This window comes from Pseudomonas triticifolii (assembly GCF_014358015.1).
GTDB lineage: Bacteria > Pseudomonadota > Gammaproteobacteria > Pseudomonadales > Pseudomonadaceae > Aquipseudomonas > Aquipseudomonas triticifolii.
The window spans coordinates 37,383-58,518 of record NZ_JACONV010000009.1 but is presented as its reverse complement, the minus strand read 5'-3'; the positions used below and the strand labels follow the sequence as shown (position 1 = coordinate 58,518).

The following is a 21,136-nucleotide window of genomic DNA, read 5'->3' as shown; positions in this document are numbered from 1 at the left end:
TCTATAAGAAAGCGGGGTGACGTATCTACGTCATTCCGCTTTTTTGCAACCTGCGAACGCCCTTTCAGGCTTTATTTACGGGAGGTCTTCTTGACTAAGCCAGCCATACTCGCCCTTGCTGATGGCAGCATTTTTCGCGGCGAAGCCATTGGAGCCGACGGTCAGACCGTTGGTGAGGTGGTGTTCAACACCGCAATGACAGGCTATCAGGAAATCCTTACCGATCCTTCCTATGCCCAGCAAATCGTTACCCTGACCTACCCGCACATCGGCAACACCGGCACCACGCCTGAGGACGCAGAGTCCGATCGCGTTTGGTCCGCAGGCCTGGTCATTCGTGATCTGCCGCTGGTCGCCAGCAACTGGCGTAACAAGATGTCGCTGGATGATTACCTGAAAGCCAACAATGTCGTTGCCATCGCCGGCATCGATACCCGCCGCCTGACCCGCATCCTGCGTGAGAAAGGCGCACAGAACGGCTGCATCATGGCTGGCGACAATATTTCCGAAGAGGCTGCGATCGCGGCGGCGCGCGGCTTCCCTGGGCTCAAGGGCATGGATCTGGCCAAAGAGGTCAGCACCAAAGAAGCCTACGAGTGGCGTTCCAGCGTCTGGAACCTGAAAACCGATAGCCATCCTGAAATCGCTGCCTCCGAGCTGCCTTATCATGTTGTCGCTTACGATTACGGCGTGAAGCTGAACATCCTGCGCATGCTGGTCGAGCGCGGTTGTCGCGTGACTGTGGTTCCGGCCCAGACGCCTGCCAAGGACGTCCTGGCCTACAACCCTGATGGTGTGTTCCTGTCCAACGGCCCTGGCGACCCTGAGCCTTGCGACTACGCCATCAAGGCCATCAAGGATGTACTGGAAACTGAAATCCCGGTCTTCGGTATCTGCCTGGGCCACCAGTTGCTCGCGCTGGCCTCCGGTGCCAAGACCCTGAAAATGGGCCATGGCCACCACGGTGCCAACCACCCGGTTCAGGATCTGGACACCGGCGTCGTCATGATTACCAGCCAGAACCATGGTTTTGCGGTTGACGAAGCCACGTTGCCGGCCAACGTGCGCGCCATCCACAAGTCGCTGTTTGACGGCACCCTTCAGGGTATCGAGCGCACCGACAAGAGCGCCTTCAGCTTCCAGGGTCACCCTGAGGCCAGCCCGGGCCCTAACGACGTCGCCCCTCTGTTTGATCGCTTTATCGAAGCCATGGCCAAGCGACGCTGACCGGTTGCCTTGAGAATGTAGTAAGCAGGTGACCTGGCTGGACCCGGACGATACGTCCGGTTGCTGCCACCCAGGTCACCTCAATGAAATGTTCAAGACGGCTTGCCGACTGACCTGCGGATTTGAGTGACAACCCATGCCAAAACGTACAGATATTAAAAGCATCCTGATTCTCGGCGCCGGCCCCATCGTGATCGGCCAGGCCTGTGAATTCGACTACTCCGGCGCCCAGGCCTGCAAGGCACTGCGCGAAGAGGGCTACCGCGTCATCCTGGTGAACTCCAACCCGGCCACCATCATGACCGACCCGGCCATGGCCGACGCTACTTACATCGAGCCGATCAAGTGGCAGACCGTTGCCAAGATCATCGAAAAAGAGCGTCCGGACGCGCTGCTGCCGACCATGGGCGGTCAGACTGCACTGAACTGCGCACTGGATCTTGAGCGCGAAGGCGTTCTGGAGAAGTTCGGCGTCGAGATGATCGGTGCCAACGCCGACACCATCGACAAGGCCGAAGACCGCTCGCGCTTCGACAAGGCCATGAAGTCCATCGGCCTGGATTGCCCGCGTTCCGGCATTGCCCACTCGATGGAAGAAGCCAACGCTGTTCTTGAAAAGCTTGGCTTCCCTTGCATCATCCGTCCGTCCTTCACCATGGGCGGCACGGGTGGCGGTATCGCTTACAACCGTGAAGAGTTCGAAGAAATCTGCGCCCGTGGTCTGGATCTTTCGCCAACCAAAGAGCTGCTGATCGACGAATCGCTGATCGGCTGGAAAGAATATGAAATGGAAGTTGTCCGTGACAAAAAGGACAACTGCATCATTGTCTGCTCCATCGAAAACTTCGACCCGATGGGTGTGCACACCGGTGACTCCATCACCGTCGCACCCGCGCAGACCCTGACCGACAAGGAATACCAGATCCTGCGCAACGCCTCCCTGGCGGTACTGCGCGAGATCGGCGTTGAAACCGGCGGTTCCAACGTTCAGTTCGGCATCTGCCCGGACACCGGCCGCATGGTCGTGATCGAGATGAACCCGCGTGTCTCGCGCTCCTCGGCCCTTGCTTCCAAAGCCACCGGTTTCCCGATTGCCAAGGTCGCTGCCAAGCTGGCTGTTGGTTACACGCTGGACGAGCTGTCGAACGACATCACCGGCGGCAAGACCCCGGCTTCCTTCGAACCGTCCATCGACTACGTCGTCACCAAGCTGCCACGCTTCGCGTTCGAGAAGTTCGCCAAGGCCGACGCTCGCCTGACCACTCAGATGAAGTCGGTGGGTGAAGTCATGGCCATCGGTCGCACCTTCCAGGAATCCCTGCAGAAAGCCCTGCGCGGTCTGGAAGTCGGCGTCTGCGGTCTGGATCCCAAGCTCGACCTGAGCCATCCGGAAAGCATGAGCACGCTCAAGCGCGAGCTGACTGTGCCGGGTGCCGAGCGTATCTGGTACGTCGCTGACGCGTTCCGCGCCGGCATGAGTGTCGAAGAAATCTTCGCCATGAACATGATTGACCCTTGGTTCCTGGTCCAGATCGAAGATCTGATCAAGGACGAAGAGAAGGTCAAGACACTGGGCCTGTCGTCCATCGACCGCGACCTGATGTTCCGTCTCAAGCGCAAGGGTTTCTCCGATGCGCGTCTGGCCAAGCTGTTGGGCGTGACCGAGAAGAACCTGCGCACGCACCGTCACAAGCTTGAAGTGTTCCCGGTCTACAAGCGCGTCGACACCTGCGCGGCCGAGTTCGCGACCGATACTGCGTACATGTACTCCACGTACGAAGAAGAGTGCGAAGCCAATCCTTCGACTCGCGACAAGATCATGATTCTGGGTGGCGGTCCTAACCGTATCGGCCAGGGCATCGAGTTCGACTACTGCTGCGTACACGCCGCGCTTGCGCTGCGTGACGACGGGTACGAGACCATCATGGTCAACTGCAACCCGGAAACCGTCTCCACTGACTACGACACCTCCGATCGTCTGTACTTCGAGCCGGTTACGCTCGAGGATGTGCTGGAAATCGTGCGTGTCGAGAAGCCGAAGGGCGTGATCGTTCAGTATGGCGGCCAGACCCCGCTGAAACTGGCGCGTGCGCTGGAAGCCGCTGGCGTGCCGATCATCGGTACCAGCCCTGACGCCATCGACCGTGCTGAAGACCGTGAGCGCTTCCAGCAAATGGTCGAGCGCCTGAATCTGCGTCAGCCACCAAACGCTACCGTGCGCAGCGAAGACGAAGCGATTCGTGCCGCCGCGAAGATCGGTTACCCGCTGGTCGTGCGCCCATCCTATGTACTGGGTGGCCGTGCGATGGAAATCGTTTACCAGGAAGACGAGCTCAAGCGCTATCTGCGTGAAGCGGTTCAGGTTTCCAATGACAGCCCTGTGCTGCTGGATCACTTCCTCAATTGCGCAATCGAAATGGACGTCGATGCAGTCTGCGACGGCACTGACGTGGTGATCGGCGCGATCATGCAGCACATCGAACAGGCGGGCGTTCACTCCGGTGACTCCGCGTGCTCGCTGCCACCGTACTCGCTGCCTGCTCACATCCAGGACGAGATGCGCGAGCAGGTCAAGAAAATGGCTCTGGAATTGGGGGTTGTCGGCCTGATGAACGTGCAGTTGGCCTTGCAGGGCGAAGACATCTACGTCATCGAAGTGAACCCGCGCGCATCGCGTACCGTGCCGTTCGTGTCCAAGTGCATCGGTGTTTCTCTGGCTATGATCGCAGCGCGCGTGATGGCAGGCAAAACCCTGAAAGAGCTGAACTTCACCAAGGAAATCATCCCGAATTTCTACAGCGTGAAAGAAGCGGTGTTCCCGTTCGCCAAGTTCCCGGGCGTTGACCCGATCCTCGGCCCAGAGATGAAGTCGACCGGTGAAGTGATGGGCGTTGGCGATACCTTCGGTGAAGCGTTCGCCAAGGCCCAGATGGGCGCCAGCGAAGTGCTGCCTACCGGCGGCACCGCGTTCATCAGTGTCCGTGATGATGACAAGCCGCTGGTGGCGGGTGTCGCACGTGACCTGATTGGTCTGGGCTTCGAGATCGTTGCTACGGCGGGGACTGCCAAGCTGATCGAAGCGGCTGGCCTGAAAGTACGCCGCGTCAACAAAGTGACCGAGGGTCGTCCTCACGTGGTCGACATGATCAAGAATGACGAAGTCACGCTGATCATCAACACCACCGAAGGTCGTCAGTCGATTGCGGATTCCTACTCCATTCGTCGCAACGCCCTGCAGCACAAGATCTACTGCACCACGACTATTGCAGCAGGCGAAGCCATCTGCGAAGCGCTCAAGTTCGGTCCAGAGAAGACTGTACGTCGCTTGCAGGACCTCCATGCAGGATTGAAGGCATGATCAAATACCCAATGACTGTCCAGGGCGCTCGCGCCCTGGAAGAAGAATTGACCCACCTGACCAAGGTGATCCGTCCCAAGCTGAGCCAGGATATCGGTACGGCGCGGGAGCTGGGTGACCTGAAGGAAAACGCCGAATACCACGCAGCGCGAGAGCAGCAGGGCATGGTCGAGGCGCGTATCCGTGATATCGAAGGCCGTATGCAGAACGCCGTGGTGATCGACGTCACCACCATTCCTCATACGGGCAAGGTGATTTTCGGCACGACCGTTGAAATCGCCAACGTCGAAACGGATGAGAGCGTCACTTATCAGATCGTTGGTGAGGATGAGGCGGATATCAAGAAAGGCAAGATTTCGGTGGGATCGCCCATCGCTCGCGCTTTGATTGCCAAGGAAGAAGGCGATGTCGTGGTCGTGAAGACGCCTAGCGGTGTCATCGAGTATGAGATCGTCGAAGTTCGCCACGTCTGACGCGGGAGCCCGCTTCTGGCGGGCGCAACTGCCTGGTCCTTTCGGCGTATGCCTTGAGGATCCTGGCGGTCGTGTGTTCGATAGCGGGTCTGAATGACTCGCACGGCGAGCGAAGTTGCGCAAAAAGGAGCAGGGCGCGCAATCTGCGGCCCTGGCTTCTGTTTTTTTAGTTCGCGCGGTGGACGTTGGACAACAGCTTGTTTACCTTTGGGTTCTTGCGGTAGATCAACGCCATTTTGCCGATGACCTGAACAAGATCCGCCGAGCCGGCTTTGCAGATTTCTGCAATGGCCTGCAAGCGACTTTCGCGGTCGAGGATGTTGAGCTTGATCTTGATCAGCTCGTGATCGCTCAGTGCGCGTTCAAGCTCTGCCAGCACACCTTCAGTCAAACCATTGTCAGCCACGATCAATACCGGCTTCAGGTGGTGGCCAATGGATTTGTATTGTTTCTTCTGCTCTTGAGTGAGCGGCATAATCTGACCTCTGCGTCTGATCTTGTAAAAAGCGGCGGCCAGTTTACCCGAGCGAGTCCGGGACCGCCCAGTTAATCACGACTCGTTTATTTTTGAGGTGCCCCGTGGCCCGTTCCAAGACAAGCCATAACTGGCTCAAAGAACACTTCGACGACAAGTACGTCAAAATGGCGCAGAAGGACGGTTACCGTTCGCGTGCCAGTTACAAGCTTCTCGAGATCCAGGAAAAGGACAAGATCATCCGTCCCGGCATGACCGTGATCGACCTCGGTGCTGCGCCTGGAGGCTGGTCGCAGGTGACCAGTCGTCTGATTGGCGGTCAAGGGCGTCTGATTGCTTCCGACATCCTCGAAATGGATAGCATCCCTGACGTGACCTTCATTCAGGGTGACTTCACTGAAGATGCCGTGCTCGCGCAAATTCTGGAAGCTGTCGGTAATACGCAGGTAGACCTTGTGATTTCCGATATGGCCCCCAATATGAGTGGATTGAGCGCGGTGGATATGCCGCGGGCAATGTTTCTCTGTGAGTTGGCGCTTGATCTGGCTGGCCGGGTTTTACGTCCGGGTGGCGATTTCCTCATCAAGGTCTTCCAGGGTGAAGGCTTCGACGTGTATCACAAGGACATCCGTAAGCTGTTCGACAAGGTGCAGATGCGCAAGCCGTTGTCGTCGCGTGATCGATCCCGTGAGCAGTACCTGCTGGGTCGTGGCTTCAAGGGTATTGAAGGTGCGGCCAGCGATGAGCGTCTTTGATGCAAGGCGATAGCTTTTTTTAAATGGCGTTATCGATGCAGCATGTTCGAACATCGCGTAGTCAAAGTTTCACAAAGGGTTACAGACGGTGCCTGCCACATCTGTAGGTTCTGTAGTAAGTTAGGCCGGTGAATATCATGCGAGGCACGCTTGCTGCGTGGAGCTTGCTTCAGAGGGTAGCTAATTGAACGATATGGCAAAGAATTTGATCCTGTGGTTGATCATCGCGGCTGTCCTCGTGACGGTGATGAACAACTTCTCCAGCCCGAACGAGCCGCAGACCCTCAATTATTCCGAGTTCATCCAGCAGGTTAAGGATGGCAAGGTTGAGAAGGTCTCCGTCGACGGCTACGTCATCACTGGCAAGCGCAGCGATGGTGACACCTTCAAGACTATTCGTCCGGCTATCCAGGACAACGGTCTGATCGGTGATCTGGTCGACAACAATGTGGTCGTTGAAGGCAAGCAGCCTGAACAGCAAAGCATCTGGACCCAGTTGCTGGTCGCCAGCTTCCCGATCCTGGTGATCATCGCCGTCTTCATGTTCTTCATGCGCCAGATGCAGGGCGGAGCCGGCGGTAAAGGCGGCCCGATGAGCTTTGGCAAGAGCAAGGCCCGTCTGTTATCCGAAGACCAGGTGAAGACCACCCTGGCTGACGTCGCAGGTTGTGACGAAGCCAAGGAAGAAGTGGGTGAGCTCGTTGAGTTCCTTCGCGACCCAGGCAAGTTCCAGCGCCTGGGTGGCCGCATCCCTCGTGGCGTATTGATGGTCGGTCCTCCTGGTACCGGTAAGACGCTGATCGCCAAGGCGATTGCTGGCGAGGCGAAAGTACCGTTCTTCACCATCTCCGGTTCCGACTTCGTCGAAATGTTCGTGGGTGTCGGTGCAAGCCGCGTCCGTGACATGTTCGAACAGGCCAAGAAACACGCACCTTGCATCATCTTCATCGATGAAATCGACGCTGTCGGTCGTCATCGTGGTGCCGGCATGGGCGGTGGTCACGACGAGCGCGAGCAGACCCTCAACCAGTTGTTGGTCGAGATGGATGGTTTCGAGATGAATGACGGCATCATTGTCATCGCCGCAACCAACCGTCCTGACGTACTCGACCCTGCGCTGCTGCGTCCAGGCCGTTTCGACCGTCAGGTCGTGGTAGGTCTGCCTGACATTCGCGGTCGCGAGCAGATTCTCAAGGTTCACATGCGCAAGGTGCCGATGGGGGAGGATGTCAATCCTGGTGTTATCGCTCGCGGTACGCCTGGCTTCTCCGGTGCCGATCTGGCCAACCTCGTCAACGAAGCATCGTTGTTTGCGGCTCGCTCAGGCAAACGCATCGTCGAGATGAAAGAGTTCGAGCTGGCCAAGGACAAGATCATGATGGGCGCCGAGCGCAAATCCATGGTCATGTCCGAGAAGGAAAAGCAGAACACCGCCTACCACGAAGCGGGTCACGCTATCGTTGGTCGTCTGGTGCCTGAGCATGACCCGGTCTATAAGGTCTCGATCATTCCTCGTGGCCGTGCCCTCGGCGTGACCATGTTCCTGCCGGAAGAGGATCGGTACAGCCTGTCCAAGCGCGCACTGATCAGTCAGATCTGTTCGCTGTACGGCGGCCGTATCGCAGAAGAAATGACCCTGGGTTTTGACGGTGTCACCACGGGCGCTTCCAACGACATCATGCGTGCCAGTCAGCTTGCGCGGAACATGGTGACGAAATGGGGCTTGTCGGAAAAACTGGGTCCTCTGATGTACTCCGAGGATGAAGATTCCGGTTACCTGGGTCGTGGCGGCAGCCAGAACTCCAACTTCTCTGGCGAGACAGCCAAGCTGATCGACTCCGAGGTTCGCAGCATCATCGACCTCTGCTACGGGACCGCGAAGCAGCTGCTGACGGATAACCGTGACAAGCTGGATGCCATGGCTGACGCGTTGATGAAGTATGAAACCATCGATGCGGATCAGATCGATGACATCATGTCGGGTCGTCCACCGCGTGAGCCGCGTGACTGGGAAGGTGGTTCGGGTACCAAGGGTACGCCGATCACTCCAGATCCTCGCCCGGAAGCGCCGATCGGCGGCCCTGCTGCTGAACACTAAGGCCTGACATGACTTCTGCGCTGTACCCAACCCGGTTGCCTTGCGGCAACCGGGTTCTTGATTTGGCCCGTACGCACGTGATGGGCATCCTGAACGCTACCCCCGACTCGTTCTCTGATGGCGGTCGCTACAGTCAGCTCGATGCTGCGCTGCGTCATGCCCAGTCCATGGTCGCTGCGGGCGCCACGCTGATCGATATCGGCGGGGAGTCAACGCGTCCCGGGGCTCTTCCGGTTTCTCCTGCTGAAGAGGTGGAGCGCGTCGCGCCGCTGGTGGAGCTTATCGCTCGCGAGCTGGATGTGATCATCTCGGTCGATACGTCCACACCGGACGTCATACTCGAGTCTGCCAGGCTGGGAGCGGGTCTGATCAATGATGTTCGCTCTCTGCGGCGTCCTGGAGCGCTGGAGGCGGCTGCCGCAACGGGCTTGCCTGTCTGCCTGATGCATATGCTGGGTGAGCCTGGCGATATGCAGGATAATCCACGCTATGAAGATCTCGTCGGTGAGGTCAGCGCTTTTCTTGTGGAGCGAATCGAGCGGTGCGAAGCCGTCGGCATAGACCGCAGCCGGATCATTCTTGATCCAGGGTTTGGCTTTGCGAAAACCCTCGACCATAACCTGAGTCTGTTCAGGCACATGGAAAACCTGCATGCCCTTGGTCGCCCGCTGCTTGTCGGTGTGTCACGCAAGAGCATGATTGGTGCCGTGCTGGGTCGCCCGGTCGGTGAGCGTTTGTATGGTGGTCTGGCGCTGGCTGCATTGGCCATGACCAAAGGTGCAAGAATCTTGCGTGTGCACGATGTCGCCGAAACGGTTGACGTGGTGCGCATGATTGCAGCTGTCGAAGCAGCTGAATAACAACAGTGGGGCATCCATGAGTACCAGAAAATATTTCGGAACCGACGGCATTCGCGGTCGCGTGGGGCAGTTCCCTATTACGCCTGATTTCATGCTCAAGCTGGGCTGGGCGGCAGGCATGGCCTTCCGCAAGCTGGGCACCTGCCGGATCCTTGTCGGCAAGGACACGCGTATCTCCGGTTATATGTTCGAGTCTGCCCTTGAGGCTGGATTGTCAGCTGCTGGCGCTGACGTGATGCTGCTGGGCCCGATGCCTACGCCTGCCATCGCCTACCTGACGCGAACCTTTCACGCCGAAGCGGGCATCGTGATCAGCGCCTCGCACAACCCGCATTACGATAACGGCATCAAATTCTTTTCCGGTCAGGGTACGAAGCTGCCTGACGAAATCGAAATGATGATCGAGGAGTTGCTCGATGCGCCGATGACCGTTGCCGAGTCCGAGAACCTGGGCAAAGTCTCGCGTATCAACGATGCTGCCGGTCGTTATATCGAATTCTGCAAAAGCAGCGTACCGACCAGTACCGACTTCGCCGGGCTCAAGGTGGTCATCGATTGCGCGCATGGCGCCACTTACAAGGTTGCGCCCAACGTGTTTCGTGAGCTGGGCGCGCAGGTTGTTGTGCTTTCCGCGCAGCCAGACGGGCTCAACATCAACAAGAACTGCGGTTCTACCCACATGGAGGCGCTGCAGGCTGCCGTGCTGGCCGAGAAGGCAGACATGGGTATCGGCTTCGATGGTGATGGCGATCGCGTCCTGATGGTCGATCACACGGGCACCATCGTCGATGGCGATGAGCTGCTCTACATCATTGCGCGCGACCTGCATGAGCGAGGTCGCTTGCAGGGCGGAGTGGTTGGAACGCTGATGAGTAACCTGGGGCTTGAGTTGGCGTTGGCCGAGCAGAACATTCCGTTCGTGCGCGCCAATGTAGGCGATCGTTACGTCATTGCCGAACTGCTTGAGCGTAACTGGCAGATCGGCGGTGAGAACTCGGGGCACATCGTGTGCTTCCAGCATGCAACCACTGGCGATGCCATTATTGCGGCGTTGCAGGTGATCCTGGCGTTGCGTCGCAGCGGCATCAGTCTGGCAGAGGCGCGCCTGAGATTGCGTAAATGCCCGCAGGTACTGATCAACGTGCGGTTCGGCGGTGAGGGTGTCGACCCGGTTTCACACCCTTCGGTGCAAGAGGCCTGTGCGCGGGTTACCGAGCAAATGGCGGGTCGTGGCCGGGTTCTTTTGCGCAAGTCCGGGACTGAGCCGTTGGTGCGTGTGATGGTCGAAGGCGAGGACGAAGCGCAGGTCAAGGCCTACGCAGAAGAGCTCGCCAAACTCGTTGCTGACGTTTGCGCCTGATTTCGGCTTGCCAGTGTCTGAACTGTTGGGTAACATCTGCGCCCACTTTGACCCACGAGGTGTAGCATGCGTCGCCCAATGGTAGCTGGTAACTGGAAAATGCACGGTACCCGCGCCAGCGTCGCTGAGCTGATCAAGGGTCTTGCCCTGCAAACGATGCCGGGTAATGTCGATGTTGCGGTGATGCCGTCGAGTCTGTTCATCGAGCAGGCGGTCAAGGGGCTTGAAGCCACTTCGATCATCGTCGGTGCTCAGGATGCGGCGATACAGGCTGCGCAGGGCGCGCTGACAGGCGAAATCGCTTCCAGTCAGCTGGCTGATGCCGGTTGCAAGCTGGTGCTGGTCGGGCACTCCGAACGTCGTCAGTTGATTGGCGAGCGTGATGATGTTCTGAACAGCAAGTTTGCCGCTATTCAGGAAAGTGGTTTGACGCCGGTGCTCTGCATTGGCGAGACCCTTGAAGAGCGTCAGGCGGGACGGACACTTGAAGTCGTTGGGCAGCAGCTCGATAGCGTTATCGCCAAGTTGGGCGTTGATGTGTTTTTGAAAGCAGTCATTGCTTACGAGCCAGTCTGGGCCATCGGCACCGGGTTGACCGCTTCGCCTCAAGAGGCGCAGGAAGTGCACGCAGCCATTCGTGCGCAACTGGCGAAACAGAATGCTGAAGTCGCACAAGGCGTGCGTCTTCTTTATGGCGGCAGCGTGAAGTCGGCCAATGCGGTCGAACTATTCAGCATGCCGGATATCGATGGGGGGCTCATTGGTGGTGCCTCCCTGAATGCAGATGAGTTCGGTGCGATCTGTCGCGCCGCGGGAAACTGAAAAAATGCTGGAAACAGTCGTAGTCGTTTTTCATCTGTTGGGCGCTTTGGGCGTTGTTGCCTTGGTATTGCTGCAGCAGGGTAAAGGTGCGGACGCAGGTGCGTCTTTCGGAGCAGGTGCATCAAATACTGTCTTCGGAGGGCAAGGAACCTCTACCTTTCTTAGTAAGTTTACTGCTATACTTGCCGCCTGTTTCTTCATAACCAGCTTAGGGTTAGGTTACTTTGCTAAAGAGAAAGCTCAACAGCTGACTCAGGTAGGGTTGCCAGATCCAGCGGTACTGGAAGTCAAGCAAAAGCCGGCAGCAGATGATGTTCCGGTGCTCGAAGGGCAAAAGCCAGCGGTTGTTCCAGCTGACGTACCTCAAGCTCCAGAGCAGAAGTAAAAGAATTCAGGCGATGTTAATGAGGTCGCCAAAAAGAGTTGTAATGCCGAGGTGGTGGAATTGGTAGACACGCAACCTTGAGGTGGTTGTGCCCGTAGGGTGTAGGGGTTCGAGTCCCCTTCTCGGTACCAAATTAACAAGAAGGCCCGCATTAGCGGGCTTTCTTGTAGGTGGATGTTCGATTGACCCATAGATGGATCGGTCGTATACTTCCGCCCCAGCTTTGTCGCGGGGTGGAGCAGCTTGGTAGCTCGTCGGGCTCATAACCCGAAGGTCGTTGGTTCAAATCCAGCCCCCGCAACCAGTTTTAGCGGAGCCCCTTTTCAGGGGCTTTTTGTTAGCTGGACAGTACATGACGTCGATGTTCAGCGGCGTTCTCATGGATGGGCTTTTGCCCATTTTTTTATTTTTAAAGCATGCACGAGGGGGTTCAGGTGTCGAGCAAGCTAGAACAGTTGCAGGCCTTGTTGGCCCCGGTGGTCGAGGCTCTTGGCTATCAATGCTGGGGAATAGAGTTTCTTTCCCAGGGCCGACATTCACTGCTGCGCATTTATATCGACAAGGAAGGTGGTGTTCTGGTGGAGGACTGCGAAATAGTCAGTCGCCAGATCAGTGGTGTGTTGGACGTAGAAGATCCAATCGCTGCCGAATACACGCTTGAGGTGTCTTCTCCCGGCATGGACCGCCCACTGTTCACTCTTGAACAGTTTGCCTTGCACGCTGGGGAACAAGTGAAAATAAAGCTGCGCTCGCCCTTTGAAGGCCGACGCAACTTTCAAGGCCTTCTCCGCGGGGTGGAGGAGCAGGATGTCGTGGTGCAGGTAGAAGACCATGAATTCCTGTTGCCGATCGACTTGATCGACAAGGCCAACATTATTCCCACGTTTGACTGAGACGTGCCAGATACTGCGGATCCCGCGGATCCAATGGCTTGCGAAAGGCGAGGCGTACGATGAGCAAAGAAGTACTGCTGGTTGTTGAGTCGGTGTCCAATGAAAAGGGCGTTCCGGCAGGTGTAATTTTTGAAGCGCTGGAGCTGGCTCTTGCCACTGCTACCAAGAAACGTTTTGAAGATGAAGTTGAACTGCGTGTGGAAATCAACCGTCACACGGGTAACTACGAAACTTTCCGTCGCTGGACAGTGGTCGAAGACGAAGATCTGGACGATCCGGCTTACGAGTTGGCCGTCGATCAGGCCCAGGCCAAAAAGCCGGGTGCCGTTGCAGGCGATCTGATCGAAGAAAAAATCGACTCCATCGAGTTCGGCCGTATTGCCGCACAGACCGCCAAGCAAGTCATTGTGCAGAAGGTTCGTGAAGCTGAGCGCGCTCAGGTTGTCGATGCCTACCGCGAGCGTCTGGGCGAAATCATTTCCGGTACTGTTAAAAAGGTTACACGTGACAATGTCATCGTTGACCTTGGCAACAATGCCGAAGCACTGCTGGCTCGTGAAGACATCATTTCCCGGGAGACTTTCCGGGTGGGTGTTCGCGTTCGTGCGCTGCTCAAGGAAATTCGCACCGAAAACCGTGGCCCTCAGCTGATCTTGTCGCGTACTGCGCCAGAGATGCTGATCGAGCTTTTCCGTATCGAAGTACCGGAAATTGCCGAAGGTCTGATCGAGGTGATGGCTGCCTCCCGTGACCCGGGTTCGCGTGCAAAAATCGCTGTTCGCTCCAAGGACAAACGAATCGACCCGCAAGGCGCCTGCATCGGCATGCGTGGTTCGCGAGTTCAGGCTGTTTCCGGCGAGCTGGGTGGCGAGCGTGTGGATATCGTGCTTTGGGACGATAACCCGGCACAGTTCGTGATCAATGCAATGTCCCCTGCAGAAGTAGCGGCAATCATCGTAGATGAAGATGCGCATGCAATGGATATCGCGGTTGGCGCGGACAACCTGGCCCAGGCGATTGGTCGTGGCGGTCAGAACGTGCGTCTGGCAAGTCAGTTGACTGGCTGGACCCTGAACGTAATGACCGAATCGGACATCCAGGCCAAGCAGCAAGCTGAAACCGGCGACATCCTGCGCAATTTCATCGACGAGCTGGAAGTCGATGAAGAACTGGCACAGGTTCTGGTTGATGAAGGCTTCACCAGCCTGGAAGAGATTGCCTACGTACCGTTGGAAGAAATGCTCAACATCGACGGCTTTGACGAGGACATCGTCAACGAGCTTCGCGCTCGTGCCAAGGATCGTTTGTTGACTAAAGCCATCGCTACTGAGGAAAAGCTGGCAGACGCCCATCCGGCCGAAGACCTGCTCTCGCTTGAGGGTATGGACAAGGATTTGGCGATGGAACTGGCGGTGCGCGGCGTAGTTACCCGCGAAGACCTGGCCGAGCAGTCTATAGATGACCTGCTCGACATCGACGGCATTGACGATGATCGTGCCGGCAAGTTGATCATGGCCGCCCGAGCCCATTGGTTCGAGTAAGTAGGCGCGGCCTGAGGAGAGAAGTGCATGACGCAAGTCACGGTGAAAGAACTGGCCAAAGTGGTCGACACACCGGTAGAGCGCCTGTTACAGCAGATGCGTGAGGCAGGTCTGCCGCACACCGCCGCCGAGCAAGTTGTGACCGATAACGAAAAACAAGCCCTGTTGACGCATTTGAAAAGCGGTCACAAGGCCAAGGTGGAAGAGCCGCGCAAGATCACTTTGCAGCGCAAGACCACCAGCACCCTGCGCGTTGCTGGCAGCAAGAGCATCAGCGTTGAAGTGCGCAAGAAGAAAGTCTTCGTGCAGCGTAGCCCGGAAGAAATCGAAGCCGAGCGCAAGCGCGAGATGGATGAACGCCGTGCGGTAGAAAATGCCGCTCGTCAAAAGGCTGAAGAAGAAGCCAAGCGTCGCGCCGAAGAAGAAGCGCCTCGCCAGCCTGCTGCTGCACAAGCCACGACTAACGACGCTGTCGCAGCGCCTGCTGCAGTAGCCGAGCCAGTGCGTGAAAGCGCCCCGGTTGTGGCTGCTGCTCCAGCACCGTCTGCTGACGTTCGCAACAAGCAGAACGAACAGCGCCGTCCGGACAAACCGCGCGCCGACGATAACAATCGTCGCAGCGGTGGTGGCGACGGCGAGCGTAAAAACGCGCCTCATCGCGCTTCGGTCAAAGAGAAGGCGCCGGCTCCACGCGTTGCCCCTCGCACCACCGATGAAGAAAGCGATGGTTTCCGTCGTGGCGGTCGTGGCAAGTCCAAGCTGAAGAAGCGCAATGCACACGGTTTCCAGAGCCCTACCGGTCCTGTGGTTCGTGACGTTGCCATCGGCGAGACCATCACTGTCGGCGAATTGTCTGCGCAGATGTCGGTCAAGGCAGCTGAAGTCATCAAGTTCATGTTCAAGATGGGCACCCCGGTGACCATCAACCAGGTACTGGATCAGGAAACTGCCCAGTTGATCGCCGAAGAGCTGGGCCACAAGGTCACGCTGGTCAGCGACAATGCCCTGGAAGATTCCCTGGCTGAATCGTTGAAGTTCGAAGGTGAGACGTTCTCCCGTGCGCCAGTCGTGACCGTAATGGGCCACGTTGACCACGGTAAGACTTCCCTGCTCGACTACATCCGTCGTGCCAAGGTAGCTGCTGGCGAAGCCGGTGGTATCACCCAGCACATCGGTGCGTACCACGTAGAAACCGAGCGCGGCATGGTCACCTTCCTCGACACCCCGGGTCACGCCGCGTTTACCGCAATGCGTGCCCGTGGTGCCAAGGCGACCGACATCGTGATCCTGGTGGTTGCGGCAGACGACGGCGTGATGCCACAGACCATTGAAGCGGTTCAGCATGCTGTTGCTGCTGGCGTGCCTCTGGTGGTTGCAGTGAACAAGATCGACAAGCCGGGCGCTGATCTCGATCGCATCCGCAGCGAGTTGTCGGTTCACGGCGTGACATCTGAAGAGTGGGGCGGTGATACGCCGTTCGTATCGGTTTCCGCGAAAATGGGTACCGGCGTCGACGAACTGCTCGAAGCTGTCCTGTTGCAAGCCGAAGTTCTGGAACTCAAAGCAACCCCATCGGCCCCTGGCCGTGGTGTGGTTGTCGAGTCCCGTCTGGACAAGGGCCGTGGCCCTGTTGCGACGGTTCTGGTTCAGGACGGTACGCTGCGTCAGGGCGACATGGTGCTGGTCGGCTCGAACTTCGGCCGTATCCGCGCCATGCTCGACGAGAACGGCAAGCCGGTCAAAGAAGCAGGGCCTTCGATTCCGGTCGAAATCCTGGGTCTTGATGGCACGCCGGACGCTGGCGACGAGATGTCTGTACTGGCTGACGAGAAGAAAGCCCGTGAAGTCGCTCTGTTCCGCCAAGGCAAGTTCCGCGAAGTCAAACTGGCTCGCGCGCATGCCGGCAAGCTCGAAAACATCTTCGAGAACATGGGTCAGGAAGAGAAGAAGACGCTTAACATCGTCCTCAAATCCGATGTCCGTGGTTCTCTGGAAGCATTGCAGGGCGCCCTCGGCGGCCTGGGTAACGATGAAGTGCAAGTGCGCGTAGTCGGTGGCGGTGTCGGTGGTATCACCGAGAGCGACGCCAACCTGGCACTGGCCTCCAACGCTGTACTGTTCGGTTTCAATGTGCGTGCCGATGCTGGCGCTCGCAAGATCGTCGAGCAGGAAGGCCTGGATATGCGTTACTACAACGTGATCTACGACATCATCGAAGACGTCAAGAAGGCCCTCACCGGCATGCTTGGCAGCGACGTCCGGGAAAATATCCTGGGTATTGCCGAAGTCCGCGATGTGTTCCGTTCGCCGAAATTCGGCGCGATCGCAGGTTGTATGGTTCTGGAAGGCGTTGTGCACCGTAACCGTCCAATCCGTGTACTGCGCGAAGACATCGTTATCTTTGAAGGCGAGCTGGAATCCCTGCGCCGCTTCAAGGACGACGCTGCCGAAGTGCGTGCCGGCATGGAATGCGGTATCGGCGTCAAGAGCTACAACGACGTCAAGGTCGGTGACAAGATCGAAGTCTTCGAGAAGGTCCAAGTGGCTCGCAGCCTCTAAATCGCGAGCTTCAGGAGCCATGGTGAAACATCGCATGCAAATGCCGCTGTCTTCATCATGGGCTCTCAACGCAACGCCCGGTCTGGCTTTTGTCAGGCCGGGCGTTTGCCGCTTTCAGACTGTCAGGGTTTGGTCCCGGATCAGTAACAGGTAACAAGCATGGCAAAAGAATATAGCCGCACCCAACGTATTGGCGATCAGATGCAGCGTGAGCTGGCGCAGCTGATCCGTCGTGAAATCAAGGACCCTCGCGTGGGTCTGGTTACCATCACAGCAGTCGATGTCAGCCGCGATGTCGGTCATGCCAAGATTTTCATGACCGTCATGGGGCAGGACAGCGCTGAAGAAATCGCGCAGAGCATCAAGGTGCTCAACGCAGCCGCAGGTTTCCTGCGCATGCAGCTGGCACGCGAAATGAAGCTGCGCAGCGTGCCGCAGTTGCACTTTCACTATGACGAAAGCGTCGTGCGTGGCGCCCATCTCTCGGCATTGATCGAGCGGGCAGTGGCCGAAGACGGGCAGCACAAGGAAGGTTCTGCGCCACAAGGCGTAAAGCCTGAAAGTACCGAGGAGTAAAGGGTGGCTCAGGTCAAGCGTATACGCCGCAACGTCAGTGGGATCATCCTGCTCGACAAGCCGCTGGGTTTCACCTCCAACGCGGCCTTGCAAAAGGTCCGCTGGCTGCTCAACGCAGAGAAGGCGGGTCACACTGGCAGCCTTGATCCTCTGGCAACCGGCGTATTGCCGTTGTGCTTTGGTGAGGCCACCAAGTTCTCGCAGTACCTGCTCGATTCGGACAAGTCCTACGAAACCCTGATGCAACTCGGCAAGACCACCACCACGGCCGACTCCGAAGGCGAGGTTTTGCTGACGCGCCCAGTGACCGTTGGTCGTGACGATATCGAAGCTGCATTGCCCGCTTTTCGTGGACAAATCAGTCAGATACCGCCGATGTACTCGGCCCTCAAGCGTGACGGGCAGCCTCTTTACAAGCTGGCACGTGCAGGGGAAGTAGTGGAGCGCGAGCCTCGTTCTGTTACTATTGCGCGCTTGGAATTGCTTGCCTGCGAGGGCGACACGGCACGTTTGTCGGTCGATTGCAGCAAAGGCACCTATATCCGGACCCTGGTCGAGGATATCGGTGAGCAGCTCGGTTGTGGTGCTTACGTCGCAGAACTGCGCCGTACCCAGGCCGGACCGTTCAGCCTGGCCCAGACGGTCACGCTGGAAGAGCTGGAGCAGGTACACGCCGACGGCGGCAATGAGGCGGTTGACCGTTTCCTCATGCCATCGGACAGCGGATTGCTGGACTGGCCGCTCTTGAAGTTTTCGGAGCATAGTTCGTTCTACTGGTTGCACGGTCAGCCAGTCAGAGCACCGGACGCGCCGAAGTTCGGCATGGTGCGGGTGCAGGATCATGAAGGTCGCTTCATCGGTATCGGTGAAGTCAGTGAGGACGGGCGTATTGCGCCGCGTCGCTTGATTCGGTCAGAGTGACCGGAACCAGTTCATCCGTAGGCTAGCCTGCAGGTGAGGTGGAACGAGGATGGCTGTCAACAGGCACGGTCATGCCTCATTTTTTAATACGAGGATTTGTCCTCGGCCTGTTGGAAACGTTTCTTTTGAAGCGTTTCCTTGAAGATAAGGATTGCCCACATGGCACTCAGCGTTGAAGAAAAAGCTCAGATCGTAACCGACTACCAGCAAGCTGTTGGTGACACTGGTTCGCCAGAAGTGCAAGTTGCACTGCTGACCGCCAACATCAACAAACTGCAAGGCCACTTCAAGGCCAACGGTAAGGACCACCACTCGCGTCGTGGTCTGATCCGTATGGTAAACCAGCGTCGCAAGCTGCTGGATTACCTGAAAGGTAAGGACGTTAGCCGTTACAGCACCCTGATCGGTCGTCTGGGTCTGCGTCGCTAATAACGACGTTGCTAGAGGTTGGTTGTCTGTCGCGAATCATCGGGTTTACCCGGCGGTTCGGGCAGGCTCCCAGCCTCAAGTTTTATCTGGGCTGTGGAAGGGGCCGATTCCCCACGCTGCCCAAGAATTCGCAAGAAACCAGTTCCCCAAGAGCCACAAAGAAAGGTAGGAAACCGTGAACCCGGTAATCAAAAAGTTTCAGTTCGGTCAATCGACCGTAACCCTCGAGACAGGCCGTATCGCCCGTCAGGCCTCCGGCGCAGTATTGGTCACCGTTGACGATGACGTCAGCGTGTTGGTGACTGTCGTCGGCGCCAAGCAAGCCGACGCCAGCAAAGGCTTCTTCCCCCTGTCTGTGCACTATCAGGAAAAGACCTACGCTGCCGGCAAAATTCCTGGCGGTTTCTTCAAGCGTGAAGGCCGTCCTTCCGAGAAAGAAACCCTCACCTCGCGTCTGATCGATCGTCCGATCCGCCCGCTGTTCCCCGAAGGCTTCATGAACGAAGTGCAGGTTGTCTGCACCGTCGTTTCCACCAGCAAGAAAACCGATCCGGACATCGCTGCGATGATCGGTACCTCGGCTGCCCTGGCTATCTCCGGTATTCCGTTTGACGGTCCGGTCGGTGCTGCGCGCGTTGCTTTCCATGAGAGCACCGGCTACCTGCTGAACCCGACTTACGAGCAGCTTCAGGCGTCGAGCCTGGACATGGTTGTAGCCGGTACTTCCGAAGCCGTTCTGATGGTTGAATCGGAAGCCAAGGAACTGACCGAAGACCAGATGCTGGGCGCTGTGCTGTTCGCCCACGACGAGTTCCAGGTCGTGATCAACGCCGTCAAGGAGCTGGCTGCCGAGGCCGCCAAGCCAACCTGGACCTGGCAGCCAAAGCCTGAAGCCACTGAGCTGCTGGGCGCGATCCGTGCCGAGTTCGGCGAAGCGATCTCCCAGGCTTACACCATCACCATCAAGGCTGACCGTTACGCGCGTCTGGGCGAGCTGCGTGAGCAGATCGTTGCCAAGCTGGCTGTCGAAGAAGGCAGCCCGTCTGCCAGCGAAGTCAAAGCCGCTTTCGGTGAAATCGAATACCGCACCGTTCGCGAAAACATCGTCAACGGCAAGCCGCGTATCGATGGTCGTGACACCCGCACCGTACGTCCTCTGAACATCGAAGTCGGTGTTCTGCCGAAGACTCACGGTTCGGCCCTGTTCACCCGTGGCGAAACCCAGGCACTGGTCGTTGCCACGCTGGGTACTGCACGTGATGCACAGCTGCTCGACACCCTTGAAGGCGAGAAGAAAGACCCCTTCATGCTGCACTACAACTTCCCTCCGTTCTCGGTGGGCGAGTGTGGTCGCATGGGCGGCGCGGGTCGTCGTGAAATCGGTCACGGCCGTCTGGCGCGTCGCAGCGTACAGGCCATGCTGCCGGGCGCTGACGTCTTCCCGTACACCATCCGCGTCGTATCGGAAATCACCGAGTCCAACGGTTCCAGCTCCATGGCTTCGGTCTGCGGTGCATCTCTGGCACTGATGGACGCCGGTGTGCCGATGAAGGCACCAGTTGCCGGTATCGCCATGGGTCTGGTCAAGGAAGGCGAGAAGTTTGCCATTCTGACCGACATCCTGGGTGATGAAGACCACCTGGGCGACATGGACTTCAAGGTAGCCGGTACCTCGAAAGGTGTTACCGCGCTGCAGATGGACATCAAGATCAAGGGCATCACCGAAGAAATCATGGAGATCGCCCTGGGCCAGGCCCTGGAAGCTCGCCTGAACATCCTCGGTCAGATGAACCAGATCATCGGTCAGTCGCGTACCGAGCTGTCGGCCAACGCTCCGACCATGATCGCGATGAAGATCGACACCGACAAGATCCGTGACGTTATCGGTAAAGGCGGCGCGACCATCCGTGCTATCTGTGAAGAGACCAAGGCTTCGATCGACATCGAAGACGACGGCTCGATCAAGATCTTCGGCGAAACCAAGGAAGCGGCAGAGGCAGCTCGCCAGCGCGTTCTGGGCATCACTGCAGAAGCGGAAATCGGCAAGATCTACGTCGGCAAGGTTGAGCGCATCGTCGACTTCGGCGCATTCGTCAACATTCTGCCTGGCAAGGACGGTCTGGTTCACATCTCCATGCTGAGCGATGCCCGCGTCGAGAAAGTGACTGACATTCTGAAAGAAGGTCAGGAAGTTGAAGTGCTGGTACTGGACGTCGACAACCGTGGCCGTATCAAGCTGTCGATCAAAGACGTAGCCGCTGCGAAAGCATCCGGTGTCTGATTGATTCGCCAGCAGTATGAAAAAGGACCCTTCGGGGTCCTTTTTTTATGAGCGCAATTAATGGGTTAGGTGAGGCGCTCCAGAGCGCACGGCATAAACATGCATCTTGCATGTGCTATCACG

At 57.7% G+C, this 21,136-nt stretch carries 17 protein-coding genes and 2 tRNA genes; 18 read left to right on the top strand and 1 reads right to left on the bottom strand.

From position 1 onward, the window contains the following. Positions 1 to 90: 90 nt before the first annotated feature. The 3 genes from carA (at position 91) to greA (ending at position 5,058) form a co-directional block, all read left to right on the top strand. Positions 91 to 1,227: a glutamine-hydrolyzing carbamoyl-phosphate synthase small subunit gene (gene carA / locus H8S56_RS14070; RefSeq protein ID WP_024688913.1), complete on the top strand. Its 1,137-nt coding sequence runs from the start codon at positions 91 to 93 to the stop codon at positions 1,225 to 1,227. Between the two features lie 136 nt (positions 1,228 to 1,363). Next, complete coding sequence (gene carB, locus H8S56_RS14065) at positions 1,364 to 4,585, top strand: carbamoyl-phosphate synthase large subunit (protein WP_024694647.1); 3,222 nt, start codon at positions 1,364 to 1,366, stop codon at positions 4,583 to 4,585. After that, the gene (greA, locus tag H8S56_RS14060; RefSeq protein ID WP_024688915.1) at positions 4,582 to 5,058 is read left to right on the top strand and encodes a transcription elongation factor GreA; all 477 of its coding nucleotides are present in this window, start codon (positions 4,582 to 4,584) and stop codon (positions 5,056 to 5,058) included. Before carB ends, greA begins: the two co-directional genes overlap by 4 nt. 166 nt (positions 5,059 to 5,224) lie before the next feature. Here the strand turns inward: greA and H8S56_RS14055 are convergent, their stop codons facing one another. After that, positions 5,225 to 5,533: a YhbY family RNA-binding protein gene (locus H8S56_RS14055; protein ID WP_024688916.1), complete on the bottom strand. Its 309-nt coding sequence runs from the start codon at positions 5,531 to 5,533 to the stop codon at positions 5,225 to 5,227. 104 nt (positions 5,534 to 5,637) lie between these two features. On the opposite strand from H8S56_RS14055, the gene rlmE reads away from it, so the two are divergent. The 15 genes from rlmE to pnp all read left to right on the top strand — a co-directional run bounded on the left by rlmE (position 5,638) and on the right by pnp (position 21,013). After that, complete coding sequence (gene rlmE, locus H8S56_RS14050; RefSeq protein ID WP_004879989.1) at positions 5,638 to 6,288, top strand: 23S rRNA (uridine(2552)-2'-O)-methyltransferase RlmE; 651 nt, start codon at positions 5,638 to 5,640, stop codon at positions 6,286 to 6,288. 193 nt (positions 6,289 to 6,481) lie between these two features. After that, a complete protein-coding gene (gene ftsH / locus H8S56_RS14045) occupies positions 6,482 to 8,386 on the top strand; it encodes an ATP-dependent zinc metalloprotease FtsH (RefSeq protein ID WP_024688917.1) in 1,905 nt (634 codons plus the stop codon). An 8-nt stretch (positions 8,387 to 8,394) separates the two neighbouring features. Further along, positions 8,395 to 9,246 carry a dihydropteroate synthase gene (folP, locus tag H8S56_RS14040; protein ID WP_187518976.1) on the top strand — a complete coding sequence of 284 codons (852 nt, stop codon included), beginning with the start codon at positions 8,395 to 8,397 and terminating at the stop codon, positions 9,244 to 9,246. A gap of 16 nt (positions 9,247 to 9,262) precedes the next feature. Continuing rightward, positions 9,263 to 10,606, top strand: a complete 1,344-nt coding sequence (gene glmM / locus H8S56_RS14035; protein ID WP_024688919.1) for a phosphoglucosamine mutase — start codon at positions 9,263 to 9,265, stop codon at positions 10,604 to 10,606. A 66-nt stretch (positions 10,607 to 10,672) separates the two neighbouring features. Continuing rightward, the gene (gene tpiA / locus H8S56_RS14030; RefSeq protein ID WP_187518975.1) at positions 10,673 to 11,428 is read left to right on the top strand and encodes a triose-phosphate isomerase; all 756 of its coding nucleotides are present in this window, start codon (positions 10,673 to 10,675) and stop codon (positions 11,426 to 11,428) included. 4 nt (positions 11,429 to 11,432) lie between these two features. After that, positions 11,433 to 11,813: a preprotein translocase subunit SecG gene (gene secG, locus H8S56_RS14025; protein WP_004879981.1), complete on the top strand. Its 381-nt coding sequence runs from the start codon at positions 11,433 to 11,435 to the stop codon at positions 11,811 to 11,813. A gap of 45 nt (positions 11,814 to 11,858) precedes the next feature. Continuing rightward, positions 11,859 to 11,944: transfer RNA gene (locus H8S56_RS14020), tRNA-Leu, on the top strand. Positions 11,945 to 12,040: 96 nt separating this feature from the next. Beyond that, a tRNA-Met gene (locus H8S56_RS14015) sits at positions 12,041 to 12,117 on the top strand. A gap of 130 nt (positions 12,118 to 12,247) precedes the next feature. After that, a complete protein-coding gene (gene rimP, locus H8S56_RS14010; RefSeq protein WP_024684877.1) occupies positions 12,248 to 12,706 on the top strand; it encodes a ribosome maturation factor RimP in 459 nt (152 codons plus the stop codon). 59 nt (positions 12,707 to 12,765) lie between these two features. After that, positions 12,766 to 14,247, top strand: a complete 1,482-nt coding sequence (nusA, locus tag H8S56_RS14005; RefSeq protein ID WP_024684878.1) for a transcription termination factor NusA — start codon at positions 12,766 to 12,768, stop codon at positions 14,245 to 14,247. 27 nt (positions 14,248 to 14,274) lie between these two features. Then, positions 14,275 to 16,806 carry a translation initiation factor IF-2 gene (gene infB / locus H8S56_RS14000; RefSeq protein ID WP_024684879.1) on the top strand — a complete coding sequence of 844 codons (2,532 nt, stop codon included), beginning with the start codon at positions 14,275 to 14,277 and terminating at the stop codon, positions 16,804 to 16,806. Positions 16,807 to 16,965: 159 nt separating this feature from the next. Further along, the gene (gene rbfA, locus H8S56_RS13995; protein WP_024684880.1) at positions 16,966 to 17,382 is read left to right on the top strand and encodes a 30S ribosome-binding factor RbfA; all 417 of its coding nucleotides are present in this window, start codon (positions 16,966 to 16,968) and stop codon (positions 17,380 to 17,382) included. A gap of 3 nt (positions 17,383 to 17,385) precedes the next feature. Continuing rightward, the gene (gene truB, locus H8S56_RS13990) at positions 17,386 to 18,303 is read left to right on the top strand and encodes a tRNA pseudouridine(55) synthase TruB (RefSeq protein ID WP_024684881.1); all 918 of its coding nucleotides are present in this window, start codon (positions 17,386 to 17,388) and stop codon (positions 18,301 to 18,303) included. A 159-nt stretch (positions 18,304 to 18,462) separates the two neighbouring features. After that, positions 18,463 to 18,732, top strand: a complete 270-nt coding sequence (gene rpsO / locus H8S56_RS13985; protein ID WP_024684882.1) for a 30S ribosomal protein S15 — start codon at positions 18,463 to 18,465, stop codon at positions 18,730 to 18,732. A gap of 175 nt (positions 18,733 to 18,907) precedes the next feature. Beyond that, on the top strand, positions 18,908 to 21,013 hold the full coding sequence (pnp, locus tag H8S56_RS13980) for a polyribonucleotide nucleotidyltransferase (protein ID WP_024684883.1): 2,106 nt from the start codon (positions 18,908 to 18,910) through the stop codon (positions 21,011 to 21,013). The last annotated feature ends 123 nt before the right edge of the window (positions 21,014 to 21,136 follow it).